12 protein-coding genes are annotated in these 13,205 nt (G+C 46.0%); all 12 read left to right on the top strand.

All coding sequences use genetic code 11. The annotated features are described in order from the left end of the window. Window position 1: 1 nt before the first annotated feature. On the top strand, window positions 2–589 hold the full coding sequence (locus DWX28_RS13635) for an HD domain-containing protein (RefSeq protein WP_118253071.1): 588 nt from the start codon (window positions 2–4) through the stop codon (window positions 587–589). A gap of 36 nt (window positions 590–625) precedes the next feature. Further along, the gene (locus tag DWX28_RS13640) at window positions 626–2,644 is read left to right on the top strand and encodes an aminopeptidase (RefSeq protein ID WP_118253074.1); all 2,019 of its coding nucleotides are present in this window, start codon (window positions 626–628) and stop codon (window positions 2,642–2,644) included. 114 nt (window positions 2,645–2,758) lie between these two features. Next, the gene (purE, locus tag DWX28_RS13645; protein WP_022214725.1) at window positions 2,759–3,259 is read left to right on the top strand and encodes a 5-(carboxyamino)imidazole ribonucleotide mutase; all 501 of its coding nucleotides are present in this window, start codon (window positions 2,759–2,761) and stop codon (window positions 3,257–3,259) included. 260 nt (window positions 3,260–3,519) lie between these two features. Continuing rightward, window positions 3,520–4,545, top strand: coding sequence for a phosphoribosylformylglycinamidine cyclo-ligase (gene purM / locus DWX28_RS13650; RefSeq protein WP_022214726.1), 1,026 nt, complete (start codon window positions 3,520–3,522; stop codon window positions 4,543–4,545). Next, complete coding sequence (purN, locus tag DWX28_RS13655) at window positions 4,539–5,165, top strand: phosphoribosylglycinamide formyltransferase (protein ID WP_022214727.1); 627 nt, start codon at window positions 4,539–4,541, stop codon at window positions 5,163–5,165. Before purM ends, purN begins: the two co-directional genes overlap by 7 nt. A gap of 23 nt (window positions 5,166–5,188) precedes the next feature. Beyond that, the gene (gene purD / locus DWX28_RS13660; RefSeq protein ID WP_118253051.1) at window positions 5,189–6,463 is read left to right on the top strand and encodes a phosphoribosylamine--glycine ligase; all 1,275 of its coding nucleotides are present in this window, start codon (window positions 5,189–5,191) and stop codon (window positions 6,461–6,463) included. 11 nt (window positions 6,464–6,474) lie between these two features. Further along, a complete protein-coding gene (locus DWX28_RS13665; protein WP_022214729.1) occupies window positions 6,475–7,239 on the top strand; it encodes an SseB family protein in 765 nt (254 codons plus the stop codon). 167 nt (window positions 7,240–7,406) lie between these two features. Beyond that, window positions 7,407–7,781 carry a GntR family transcriptional regulator gene (locus DWX28_RS13670; RefSeq protein WP_022214730.1) on the top strand — a complete coding sequence of 125 codons (375 nt, stop codon included), beginning with the start codon at window positions 7,407–7,409 and terminating at the stop codon, window positions 7,779–7,781. A 20-nt stretch (window positions 7,782–7,801) separates the two neighbouring features. Then, a complete protein-coding gene (locus tag DWX28_RS13675; protein WP_118253053.1) occupies window positions 7,802–10,297 on the top strand; it encodes an ATP-dependent Clp protease ATP-binding subunit in 2,496 nt (831 codons plus the stop codon). A 108-nt stretch (window positions 10,298–10,405) separates the two neighbouring features. Further along, on the top strand, window positions 10,406–10,819 hold the full coding sequence (locus DWX28_RS13680; protein WP_022214732.1) for a hypothetical protein: 414 nt from the start codon (window positions 10,406–10,408) through the stop codon (window positions 10,817–10,819). After that, window positions 10,813–12,195 (top strand): DNA repair protein RadA, encoded by a 1,383-nt coding sequence (gene radA, locus DWX28_RS13685; protein WP_118253055.1) that lies wholly within the window; start codon window positions 10,813–10,815, stop codon window positions 12,193–12,195. Before DWX28_RS13680 ends, radA begins: the two co-directional genes overlap by 7 nt. Window positions 12,196–12,238: 43 nt before the next feature. Then, entirely contained in the window at window positions 12,239–12,898 is a 660-nt protein-coding gene (locus DWX28_RS13690) for an HAD family hydrolase (RefSeq protein WP_022214734.1), read from the top strand. Window positions 12,899–13,205 lie beyond the last annotated feature (307 nt).

Here is a 13,205-nt window from a genome sequence, read left to right on the forward strand (position 1 = left end):
TATGGAACGTTTACAGAAACAGATGGATTTTATCGTTGAGGTGGACAAAGTAAAGCAGATCATCCGGCAGACCTATCTGTCAGATGCAAGCCGTAAGGAAGACGATGCAGAACATTCCTGGCATCTGGCACTGATGGCAGTTCTTCTCAGCGAATATTCCAACGAGGAAGTAGACCTTAAGAAAGTTGTACCGATGGTGCTGATCCACGATCTGGTTGAGATCGATGCGGGCGACACCTACGCATATGATGAAGCAGGCGCGCAGACTAAAGTGGAACGGGAAACAAAGGCGGCAGACCGCATTTTTGGAATGCTTCCGGAAGATCAGGGCAGATGGTTCCGGGACCTCTGGGACGAATTTGAGGCATATGAGAGTGCAGACGCCAAATTTGCACACGTGCTTGATAACTGCCAGCCGCTTCTTCTGAACGATGCTTCCAATGGCAGAAGCTGGGCAGAACACGGTGTCCGCAAAAGCCAGATCTACAAACGAAATGAGCATACTTCAGAAGGTTCCAGGGAAATCTGGAAGTATATGCAGAAATTAATAGACAAACATGTCGAACTCGGACATGTGATCGATGAATAAGAAACAGAAAGGAAGACGAATTTGGACGAATTACTGATGGAACGTTATCATCTGGCAAAAGACCGGATCAGTGAGATCTGCACAGAAAAGACAGCACAGCCAGATTTTGAGGACTTTTTCAAAAAGACAGCCGCTTTTTTGACAAAGACGGCGGCTATTCTCGAGAGAGAAAAGGAAGGACTGACAGAAGAAGAACTCGCACAGGAAAACAGAGAACTCTACGAAGAACTTTTTCCGGAAAACTATGGGACCTGCTATGGAAATCCTTCCTACGCAGCAGTGAAACTGGGCGAATACGGCAAGGCGTTTTGTTTCCTGTATGCAGAACTCCGCGGTACGATCGCATATGCATATGAGAAAAAATGGTGGGATTATACCATCGCTGCAGAGCTTTTTCTGGAAATCTATGCTGCCTTTGAGGACAGCGAACTTCCGGCAGTGAAGACCGTGGAGGATATTCTGCGCTCCTATGTGAATGACTACTGCCAGGATCTGATGGAACAGAGAATCGCGGAGGCCGTTGACCCGCAACTCGATTTTGCAGTCCGTATTATCATGGATTCTGATCTTTCAGATCTTAAATATCTCTACGCTTATGGAGAATATGTTTCTGCAAATGAGAGAGGTGTGGCAGAATTTCTGAACAGCCTTTCCCAGGAACAGATCGACAGCATGGCAGAAACCTATACAGAAGGATATCGCATCGGCTTTATCAACGGAAGAAAAGACATTACCAGGAAAAAAACAGTCAACATCCGCTATAATCTCGGATTTGAGAGAATGGTAAGATCTGCGATCCTGAAATTCCGTGCAATGGGACTGGAACCTGTCATCTACCGTCATGCGACACATGTAGTCAACAAGCGGGGAAATGCAAGAATCGGCTTTACCGGCGGCGTTGCAAACCCGCAGTATGAGTATGATCACAGACAGGACCAGGCACTTTTCCTCGACAGTGATTTTGTACAGCGGAAACTGCGCTCCATGCAGAATGCTTACGAGAATTATAAGGAACTGGCAGCAGTACACGGCGGTCCGGCATGCATTGAGACTTTTGGAGAGGAACCGTTTGCACCGGAGACCAAGGCTGAGGCGTGGACACTTTCCGAGACACAGCAGAAGCAGCAGGTGGAACTTGACAATGAATCCGGACAGATCGTCAACCGCTATATCAAGGGAGATGAGAGAAGCTTCACGATCATTGCTTATCCGATTCCTGAGATCGGAGAGAAGTTCCCGGAGATCTTTGCAGAGATCGTCAAGATCAACACTCTGGATTACAAATTATATGAGCGGATCCAGCAGACGATCATTGAGACTCTGGACACCTGCCAGTGGGTAGAAGTCAAGGGACGCGGCGACAATGAGACGGACCTTATCATCCACCTGCATGATCTCGAAGATGTGAAGAAGCAGACGAATTTCGAAAACTGTGTAGCGGATGTGAACATTCCGGTAGGAGAAGTATTTACATCTCCGGTACTTGCAGGAACAGGCGGAATCCTTCATGTCAAGAAAGTATATTTAAATGGTCTGCAGTTCCGTGATCTCAAACTGGTATTTGACTGCGGACAGGTCATCGATTATACCTGCTCAAACTTTGAGACAGAAGAAGAGAACCGCGCGTATATCGAGGACAATATCCTGTTCCATCACGCCAAGATCCCGATGGGCGAATTTGCGATCGGTACCAACACGACAGCCTACGTTGCTGCTGAGAAATACGGCATCGCGGACAAACTTCCGATCCTGATTGCAGAAAAGATGGGACCGCATTTTGCAGTGGGCGACACCTGCTACAGCTGGGCAGAAGATACTCCGGTATTTAACCCGGACGGAAGAGAGATTATTGCCCGCGACAACGAGATCTCCGCACTGCGTAAAGAAGATATCAGCATGGCATATTATGGCTGCCACACCGATATTACCATTCCATATGAGGAACTTGGAAATATCAGCGTGATCGACGAAGAAGGCGAAAGCACTCCGATCATCGAGAACGGATGTTTTGTACTTCCTGGTACAGAAGAACTCAATAAACCTTTTGAAGAGTAAACTTTATATACAAAAAGAGTTTGCGTATCTAAATATTTCTTTTCCGGAATTATGTTGACACAAATTTAGAATCTTAGTAGAATCAACCTGGGATAGAAAAAAAGGAGGCCACCAATGAAAAAAGTTGGAATTGTAATGGGAAGCGACTCAGATATGCCGGTTATGAGCAAAGCGGCAGCAATTCTTGACAAGCTGGGCGTTGAGTACGAAATGAAGATCATCTCTGCACACAGAGAACCGGACGTGTTCTTTGAATATGCAAGAAGTGCAGAAGAAAGAGGATTCAAAGTAATTATTGCAGGTGCAGGAATGGCAGCACATCTTCCGGGAATGTGCGCAGCGATTTTCCCGATGCCTGTGATCGGTATTCCAATGCATACCACTTCTCTGGGAGGACGTGATTCACTGTATTCTATCGTACAGATGCCATCCGGAATCCCGGTTGCAACAGTTGCAATCAACGGAGGGGCAAATGCAGGACTGCTGGCAGCCAAGATACTGGCTACTTCAGATCCGGAACTTCTTGAGAAACTGAAAGCATACAGCCAGGAACTGAAGGAACAGGTAGAAGCAAAGGATGCCCGCCTTCAGGAAGTTGGATATCAGGCTTATTAAATATACGGCCACGAAAACCAAGTGGCATAATATTAAAATCTTAAGAAAGGAAAAGCTATTTTAGATGAAGACCTATAACAATAGGTGTGTACCGATGGCTTGTCGGGAATTTACGACTGTGGAGTGTACAGGAACTTGTAAGTAGTGAATTATTTGATAATCACAAAAGCATACACGGTGAAGCAGTAACTACAAATCGTGAGAGTGTAGCTATTCATCTAAGCATATACTTGTTGGTATATGTTTTAGCAGCAGGAACTATGGATTACAAGAACGCAGGTGTTGATATCGAAGCAGGCTACAAGTCAGTTGAACTGATGAAGAAACATATCGCAAAAACCATGAGACCGGAGGTACTGGGAGGAATCGGCGGATTTTCCGGAGCTTTTTCCATGAGCGCATTTAAGAACATGGAGGAACCTACACTGGTATCCGGTACAGACGGATGCGGAACCAAGGTAAAACTTGCCATGATCATGGACAAACATGATACCATAGGAATCGATGCAGTTGCCATGTGTGTAAATGACATTGCATGTGCAGGCGCAGAGCCGCTGTTTTTCCTGGATTACATTGCATGCGGTAAGAACTATCCGGAGAAGATCGCTGAGATTGTAAGCGGCGTGGCAGAGGGCTGTGTACAGTCTGGTGCGGCACTGATCGGTGGAGAGACAGCAGAGCATCCTGGACTTATGCCGGAAGATGAGTACGATCTTGCCGGATTTGCAGTAGGTGTGATCGACAAGAAGGATCTTCTCACAGGAGAAGAACTGAATCCTGGAGATGTGCTGATCGGTATGGCTTCTACCGGTGTCCACAGCAACGGATTCTCTCTTGTCCGCAAAGTATTCGAGATGACAAGAGAATCTCTTGACACTTACTATGATGAACTGGGAACAACACTTGGTGAAGCACTGATCGCTCCGACCAGGATTTATGTCAAAGCACTCAAGAGCATCCGCGATGCAGGCGTGAGAATCCATGCATGCAGCCATATCACAGGCGGCGGCTTCTACGAAAATATTCCGCGTATGCTCAAAGAAGGCACACATGCAGTTGTAGAGAGGGACAGCTATCCGGTTCTTCCAATTTTTAAACTTCTTGCAAAAAAAGGTAACATCGAAGAGAAAATGATGTATAATACATTTAACATGGGTCTTGGAATGGTCCTCGCAGTAGCTCCTGAGGATGTAGACAAGACGATGGAAGCAATCCGCAAAGAAGGAGATACTCCTTACGTAGTAGGCCGCATTGAGGCTGGCGAAAAGGGAGTGACCTTATGTTAAAACTGGGTGTTCTGGTATCCGGAGGCGGTACAAATCTCCAGGCGATCATGGACGCAATCGATGCAGGTGTGATCACCAATGCAGAGGTTGGTCTCGTGATCAGCAACAACAAGGGTGCGTATGCCCTCAAGAGAGCGGAGAACAAGGGAATCCCTGCCAGATGCATTTCTCCGAAGGACTATGCAGACAGAAAAGAATTTCATAAGGCACTTCTGGCAGAACTTCAGGAGAACCAGGTAGATCTTGTTGTGCTTGCCGGATTTCTGGTGGCAGTGCCGTCGATGATCGTGGAAGCATATCCAAATCGGATCATCAATATCCATCCGTCACTGATTCCGTCTTTTTGTGGAACAGGATATTATGGACTTCATGTCCATGAAGGTGTCCTTTCCAGAGGCGTCAGGGTGACCGGTGCGACGGTTCATTTTGTAGATACAGGTACAGATACCGGTCCTATCATTCTTCAGAAGGCGGTAGAGGTACACCAGGGAGATACCCCGGAAGTACTTCAGAGACGTGTTATGGAAGAGGCTGAATGGAAGATACTGCCGGCTGCGATCGATCTGATCGCCAATGGCAAAGTATCCGTACAGGACGGTAAAGTTATCATCAATAATTGATTTTCTGCAGAGGAGCGAAAGATATGAAAGTATTAATTGTTGGAAGCGGCGGAAGAGAACATGCAATTGCCTGGAGCGTGGCCAAGAGCCCAAAGGTAGACAAGATCTATTGCGCACCGGGAAATGCAGGAATTTCTGAATATGCGGAGTGTGTAGACATCGGAGCAATGGAATTTGAGAAACTTGCTGATTTTGCGGAGAAGAATTCTGTTGATCTTACAATTATCGGAATGGATGACCCGCTGGTTGGCGGTGTTGTAGATGTGTTCGAGACACGCGGACTCAAGGTGTTCGGACCTCGCAAGAACGCAGCGATCCTGGAGGGATCCAAGGCATTTTCCAAAGACCTCATGAAAAAATATGGAATTCCGACAGCGGGATACGAAAACTTTGACGATCCACAGAAAGCACTGGATTATTTACATACACAGGTCAAGTTCCCGATCGTGCTCAAGGCAGACGGGCTTGCACTCGGCAAGGGTGTTCTGATCTGCAATACTCTGGAAGAAGCAGAAGCCGGAGTTAAGGAGATCATGGAGGACAAGAAGTTCGGCAGTGCAGGAAATACAATGGTCATCGAGGAATTTATGACAGGACGTGAAGTGTCTGTCCTTTCCTTTGTGGATGGCAAGACGATCCGTCCGATGACATCCGCACAGGATCATAAGCGTGCCAAAGACGGAGATCAGGGACTGAACACAGGCGGTATGGGTACTTTTTCACCGAGCCCGTTTTATACAGAGGAAGTGGATAAGTTCTGTAAGGAGCATATCTACCAGGCAACGGTTGATGCGATGGCAGCAGAGGGACGTCCATTTACAGGAATCATTTTCTTTGGACTGATGCTGACAGCCGACGGACCGAAGGTCCTGGAGTACAATGCACGTTTTGGTGACCCGGAAGCACAGGTTGTTCTTCCGAGAATGAAGACAGACATCATCGAAGTGATGGAAGCTTGCGTAAATGGAACTCTGGATCAGGTAGATCTTGAGTTTGAGGATAATGCAGCTGTCTGTGTCGTTCTGGCAAGTGATGGATATCCGGTAAAATACGAAAAAGGAATTCCAATGCATGGATTTGAGAACTTCAAGGACAAAGAAGGCTATTACTGCTTCCATGCAGGAACCAAATTCAAGGATGGCGAGATCGTTACCAACGGCGGCCGTGTCCTTGGAATCACTGCAACTGGAAAGGATCTTAAGGAAGCCCGTAAGAATGCTTACGAGGCAACAGACTGGATCCAGTTTGCAAATAAATATATGCGCCACGACATAGGAAAGGCTATTGACGAGGCCTGAAAGGACAAAATATGGGAACAAGTGTAGAAGAAACAATTAAGGAAATTCAGGGAAGGGAGAATATTTTTGTAGCATACTCTCAGACTACGAAGCTTCCTTATGTAACCTGTGGGGAAGAATCATTCAACGACCAGGCATGGTTTTTCACAGAGGAAGAAGCAATCAAAGAATTTGGCAAAAAGAAAATCGAAGAAAAAGTTCTCCTTATGGGAATGCGTTACGAAAAGAAAGATTTCCCTAAGATGTACGGTCTGTTATTCTCTATCGGTGTAAACACGATCATGTGGAATGATGGCGGTGAGCAGATGGAGATCGATCTTGAAAGAATCGTAAGAAAGCCGGATCTCAGCAAAGTAGAGCCGCAGAAGCGTCCGCTGATCAATCCGACACTGCAGCTTTCCGGAATCTACTTCATGCAGGAACTTCGCCGTCCGGTACCTCAGGAAGAGCACAAGAACTTAAGAGCACTGGAAGAAGAAGTGATCGTAAACTTAAGAAAATCAGATTTTCTTGTTGCAATGCAGCGCAAGGGAGATGAGCCGGACAAGATAAACATTCCTTACCTCAAGAACAAAGAAGGTAAGATCCTTCAGCCGGTATTCTCCGATGTTATGGAATTTGAGAAATTCGCAAAAGGAAAGAAACTTCGTATTGCCAAAGTACCATTTAACAAACTTCCAAATATCCTGATCGAGCAGGCAGAATCACTGGTTATCAACCCTATGGGATTCAATCTTGTTCTCAACAGAGACCAGCTCAAAAAAATAATTGGTTAAAAATATAAGCATAAGAAACAGGCAGTCTTCGGGCTGTCTGTTTTTTATATCTTTTCACGCGGGGATTAGACAGGATAAACTTTATAAAATTATACTTGCAAAATCCAGATTATGTGCTACCATATGTATAACATGATGTTATTATGAAAGATAAGGGGCTGAGGATTATGGTCATTGAAATAGACTTTAACAGTGATGAGGCTATTTATGTGCAGTTGATGAATCAGATCATCATGGGAATTGCCACATCCAGGCTTCAGGAGGGAGATCCGCTTCCTTCTGTGCGACAGCTTGCAGATACCATCGGCATTAATATGCATACTGTGAACAAGGCATATTCCCTGCTTCGGCAGGAAGGCTTTGTAACGATCGACCGCCGCCGTGGCGCGATCATTGCGATTGATGTGGACAAGATGAAGGCACTGGAAGAAATGAAACAGAATCTCATGGTAGCCCTCGCAAGAGGATACTGCAAAAATATTTCCAGAGCAGAAGTTCACGATCTGATCGATGAGATTTTTGACGAATATGGAATAGAATAGCATAAAAAGAGGAGGCAGGAATGCAGGAGAAATTTACCAGACAGGCAAAGGCAGCACTGAAACTTGCGGAAAGTACAGCCCGGTCCTGGAAACATTCATATATTGGGACAGAACATATACTGGTAGGACTTCTTGATGAACAGGAAGGAACAGCAGGTAAGATTCTGGAAGAATTTGGCGTAGACAGGGAAAAACTGGAATCCCTGATCACGAAATTGATCGCACCATCCGGAGTGCTTGTAGCAGAAAAATCCGCCGGCTACAGTCCAAGAGCACAGAAAGTCAGAGAACAGGCAGTCAAAGAAGCTGAGAAGCAGAAGGAAGATCTGGCAGGAACAGAGCATCTGCTTTTGGCAATGCTCAAAGAGACAGATTGTGTAGGAACCAGACTTCTGTATACCATGGGTGTAAATATCCAGAAATTATACAGCGCAGTTCTCGCGGCGGCAGGGATTGATACAAATGCAATTCCGGAAGAATTACAGATGCCAAAGAACCAGAAGGGAAAACAGGGATCCACAACACCGACGCTGGATCAGTACAGCCGTGATCTGACGGCAATGGCAGCAGATGGAAACCTGGATCCGGTAGTAGGCAGGGACAAAGAGATTGCCCGCCTGATCCAGATATTAAGCAGAAGAACAAAAAACAACCCATGTCTGGTAGGTGAGCCAGGCGTCGGAAAGACTGCAATCGTAGAAGGGCTTGCACAGAGGATCATTTCTAGCATGGTTCCGGAGTCTGTCAAAAACAAGAGAGTCGTAGTCCTTGATCTGTCCGGAATGGTGGCAGGAAGCAAATATCGTGGAGAATTCGAGGAAAGAATCCGAAATGTGATCAATGAAGTACGCAGCAATCAGGGAATTCTTCTTTTTATTGATGAGCTGCATACGATCATTGGCGCGGGCGGTGCAGAGGGAGCATTGGATGCTTCCAACATTCTGAAACCATCTCTTTCCAGAGGCGAGATCCAGCTGATCGGAGCAACGACCCTGGAGGAATACAGGAAATACATTGAGAAAGATGCCGCTCTGGAGAGACGTTTCCAGCCAGTGACAGTAGAAGAACCGTCAGAGGAAGAAACCATCGAGATCCTTAAGGGACTGCGCCCGTATTATGAGAAGCATCATGGCGTGGTGATCGAGGACAGTGCACTTGAAGCAGCAGTAAAAATGTCCGAACGTTACATCAATGACCGTTTTCTGCCGGATAAGGCCATCGATATTATCGACGAGGCAGCTTCCAAAGTACGTCTCGGCGGCTACCGCATGGCACCGGAAGTAGATGCCATGGAACTGGAACTCCACGAGATCCAGAAAGATAAGGAAAAAGCTGTCAAGCAGGCAGATCTTTCCCTGGCAAAAGAACTTCAGGCGCGCCAGCGTGAAATAGAAACAGAAATTTCCAAATATAAAGAAAAAGAAGAACGCAGAAACAAAAGAAAGAAAATATCTGTGACAGAGGCATCTGTGGCAGACATCATTTCCGACTGGACCAAGATCCCGGTACAGCGTCTTACAGAGGGTGAAACGAAACGTCTTGCACGTCTTGAGAAAGAACTTCATAAACGTGTGATCGGTCAGGAAGAAGCAGTAAAGGCAGTCGCACAGGCAGTCAAACGAGGCCGTGTCGGTCTCAAAGATCCAAACCGTCCGATCGGTTCCTTCCTTTTCCTTGGACCTACCGGTGTAGGTAAGACCGAACTTTCCAAAGCGCTGGCAGAGGCCGTATTTGGAAGTGAGCAGGCAATGATCCGTGTTGATATGTCTGAGTACATGGAGAAACACAGCGTATCCAAACTGATCGGATCACCTCCGGGATATGTAGGATACGATGAGGGCGGGCAGCTCAGCGAAAAAGTACGCAGAAATCCATACAGTGTGCTTCTGTTTGATGAGATTGAAAAGGCACATCCGGATGTGTTTAATATTCTTCTTCAGGTTCTGGATGATGGACATATCACAGATGCACATGGACGAAAAGTGGACTTCAAGCAGACGATCATCATTATGACATCCAATGCTGGTGCGCAGGCGATCATTGAGCCGAAGAAGCTTGGCTTCCTTTCCAACAATGATGAGAAACAGGATTATGAACGCATGAAATCTGGTGTTATGGAAGAAGTCCGCCGTCTGTTCAAACCGGAGTTTTTGAACCGTATTGACGAGATCATGGTATTCCATCCACTGAACAAGACACACATCAAAAAGATTGTCAACATCATGCTCAAAACACTGGAAAAACGCTGTAAAGAACAGCTTGATATCCAGCTTAAGATCACAGAATCTGTCAGGGATTTCCTTGCAGAAGCAGGTTTTGACAGCAAATATGGGGCCAGACCATTAAGAAGAGCTATCCAGACAAAACTGGAAGATCCGATGGCAAATGCACTTCTCGAAGGAACCATCAAAAGAGGAGATACCGTCCGGATCCAGCTTCATCAGAAAGAGATCCGTTTTACTCCACTTTCAGAAGATGAGAAGAAACCAAAATCTAAAAAAGCTATAAAATCTTAAACAGGATACTGGTCAAAAAAAGTGGTCAATGTTATAATAAAAAAACACTAAGGAGCAATCCACAGGTGTCGAAAACACAACAGAAAAGTCTTAGGGAGGACATTGGTTATGGCAGTAGTAAAGGAACTGATCCGTACAGAAGAGAATCAGAGCATCAGCTTTGGCAATTATGAATTGCCACAGAAATCCAAGGTATCAGATTTCGCACATCAGGGAGATATGTACAAGGTAAAAACATTCAAAGAGATCACCAAACTCGAGAGAAATGGCATGTTTGTATATGAATCCGTACCGGGAACTGCTGTATTTTCTCTGAAACAGGACGGCTCCAGCATGAGCTTTGACGTAGAAGGAACTGAGGATGCACAGATCACCGTAGAGATGGAAGCAGATACAGAATATGATATCTCCATCGATGGCGCAGATGCAGGCAAAATGAAAACAAACCTTGGCGGTAAGCTTTCTTTCAGTGCAGAACTGGGAGGCGACAAAGCCGTACATGTTGAGATCAAAAAATGCTAAAAAATAAAAAGACTGTTTATTTTTGTCAGGAATGCGGATATGAATCCTCCAAATGGATGGGACAGTGTCCGGGCTGTAAGGCATGGAATACTTTCGTAGAGGAGACGGTTTCCACGAAGAAATCTTCTTCATCCGGTAGCAGTTCCTTTCAGAATCCGGGGAAGCGTCCGGAACCAGTTCGTCTGAAGGACATTTCACTGTCAGAGGATGAACGGCGGCTGACAAAGATTGGCGAGCTTGACAGAGTGCTCGGGGGCGGGATCGTCCCCGGCTCTCTTGTTTTAGTGGGTGGAGATCCGGGAATCGGAAAATCCACCCTTCTTTTACAGGTGTGCCGGAATCTTGCACTATCAGGAAGCAACGTACTGTATATTTCAGGAGAGGAATCCCTGCGCCAGATCAAGCTCCGCGCAGAACGAATCGGAGAATTTAATGAGAAGCTGCAGCTTCTGTGTGAGACAAATCTGGAAACAATTCGCGAAGTGATCGAGCGCAAGAAGCCGGATACCGTTGTGATCGATTCCATACAGACTATGTTTCATGAGGATATCAGTTCTGCACCGGGAAGTGTTTCTCAGGTAAGAGAGTCTACCAATATCCTGATGCAGATTGCCAAGGGACAGGGCGTATCGATCTTTATTGTAGGTCATGTGACCAAAGAAGGAAACGTGGCAGGTCCCCGTGTGCTGGAGCATATGGTAGATACCGTGCTTTACTTTGAGGGAGACAGACATGCTTCCTATCGGATCCTGCGTGCAGTCAAGAACCGTTTCGGTTCTACCAATGAGATCGGTGTATTCGAAATGCGAAGCACAGGACTTGAGGAAGTTAAGAATCCGTCAGAATTTATGCTGAATGGAAAGCCCAGCGACACTTCCGGGTCGATCGTGGCATGTTCTATGGAAGGAACACGGCCGATCCTGGTGGAGATACAGGCATTGGTATGCCAGAGCAATTTCGGAATTCCGAGAAGAACAGCAGTGGGAACAGACTTTAACAGAGTAAACCTTCTGATGGCAGTTCTGGAGAAAAAAGTCGGCATCCATCTGGCAGCCTGCGATGCCTATGTCAATATTGCAGGTGGAATGAAGATGACAGAGCCGGCGATCGATCTCGGGATTTCACTGGCAGTCGTTTCAAGCTGTAAGGATATCGTCATACCGGATTCTGTGATCGCATTTGGCGAAATTGGTCTGAGTGGAGAAGTGCGTGCTGTGAGCATGGCAGGACAGCGTGTCGCAGAAGCGAAGAAACTCGGTTTTGAAACAGTGATCCTGCCGGAAGTATGCAGGTCAGCTACAGAGAAGATCAAAGGGATCAAACTGGTATACGTTTCCTGGATTCAGGATGCGATACGTTTTATCATGCAGAAATAAAGTTGCTGTGAACAGTAACGAAATAAATACCAAGGGGGAAAAGATGAAGGCAGTTGTATTTGATATGGATGGAGTTATTTTTGACTCAGAGACGCTTGTGTTCCGTATGTGGAAGGTTGTGGCAGAGAAATATGGAGTCGCAGATATAGAGGAAACCTGCAGGGCATGCCTGGGGATCAATGCTACAGTGACCAGAGAAATTTTTTTCGAGCGTTATGGACAGGATTTTCCATATGACAAATACAAAAAAGAAATGTCAGATCTTTTCCACGCAAATGCAGCAGGAGGGAAGCTTCCGAAGAAACCGGGGATCCGGGAACTCCTGGAATATCTCCGCAGAGAAAATATAAAGACAGCGGTAGCTTCCTCCACAAGAAGAGATCTTGTGACGAGAGAACTCGAGGAAGGAGGCTTGCTTTCCTATTTCGATGAGATCGTATGCGGGGATATGGTCAGTCGGAGCAAACCGGAGCCAGACATCTATCTGGAAGCCTGCAGACGCCTTCAGGAGCGGCCTGAGGACTGCTATGCGATTGAGGACTCCTACAATGGAATAAGATCCGCCAAAAGAGCCGGAATGCACCCGATCATGGTGCCGGATCAGGCAGCTCCAACAGAAGAAATGGAGGAGCTGGCAGACAGCATCTTACCTTCTTTACATGAAGTTCAGCAGTACATCGACAAAAATTGCAAAAAAATCTAAAAAAGGTGTTGACAGATTGGTTTTATAGTGGTATTCTGACTGAGCTGTCACGAAGAATTGTTTCTTCTGAATAAACAACTTAAACAATTTCGAAAGTTTTGAAAAATGTGAAAAAAGTTGTTGACAAGGAAATGAAAATGTGATAGAGTAGACGAGTCGCCTGAGAGCGACGCGCAAACATCATAAAAGCTTCGGAAAGAAAATGAAAAAAGTACTTGACAAGCGCTGATGAATGTGATAATCTAAACGAGCTGTCGCAAGAGAGCAAAACAAAAGAACCTTGATAACTAAACAGTGAAACACATAC

Source organism: Blautia sp. AF19-10LB (assembly GCF_003461245.1).
Lineage (GTDB): Bacteria > Bacillota > Clostridia > Lachnospirales > Lachnospiraceae > Blautia_A > Blautia_A intestinihominis.

What these genes read in the sequence shown, in the direction of transcription:
- DWX28_RS13635 (WP_118253071.1), top strand. Translation starts at nt 2, where the DNA reads ATGGAACGTTTACAGAAACAGATGGATTTTATCGTTGAGGTGGACAAA.
- DWX28_RS13640 (WP_118253074.1), top strand. Translation starts at nt 626, where the DNA reads ATGGAACGTTATCATCTGGCAAAAGACCGGATCAGTGAGATCTGCACA.
- purE (WP_022214725.1), top strand. Translation starts at nt 2,759, where the DNA reads ATGAAAAAAGTTGGAATTGTAATGGGAAGCGACTCAGATATGCCGGTT.
- purM (WP_022214726.1), top strand. Translation starts at nt 3,520, where the DNA reads ATGGATTACAAGAACGCAGGTGTTGATATCGAAGCAGGCTACAAGTCA.
- purN (WP_022214727.1), top strand. Translation starts at nt 4,539, where the DNA reads ATGTTAAAACTGGGTGTTCTGGTATCCGGAGGCGGTACAAATCTCCAG.
- purD (WP_118253051.1), top strand. Translation starts at nt 5,189, where the DNA reads ATGAAAGTATTAATTGTTGGAAGCGGCGGAAGAGAACATGCAATTGCC.
- DWX28_RS13665 (WP_022214729.1), top strand. Translation starts at nt 6,475, where the DNA reads ATGGGAACAAGTGTAGAAGAAACAATTAAGGAAATTCAGGGAAGGGAG.
- DWX28_RS13670 (WP_022214730.1), top strand. Translation starts at nt 7,407, where the DNA reads ATGGTCATTGAAATAGACTTTAACAGTGATGAGGCTATTTATGTGCAG.
- DWX28_RS13675 (WP_118253053.1), top strand. Translation starts at nt 7,802, where the DNA reads ATGCAGGAGAAATTTACCAGACAGGCAAAGGCAGCACTGAAACTTGCG.
- DWX28_RS13680 (WP_022214732.1), top strand. Translation starts at nt 10,406, where the DNA reads ATGGCAGTAGTAAAGGAACTGATCCGTACAGAAGAGAATCAGAGCATC.
- radA (WP_118253055.1), top strand. Translation starts at nt 10,813, where the DNA reads ATGCTAAAAAATAAAAAGACTGTTTATTTTTGTCAGGAATGCGGATAT.
- DWX28_RS13690 (WP_022214734.1), top strand. Translation starts at nt 12,239, where the DNA reads ATGAAGGCAGTTGTATTTGATATGGATGGAGTTATTTTTGACTCAGAG.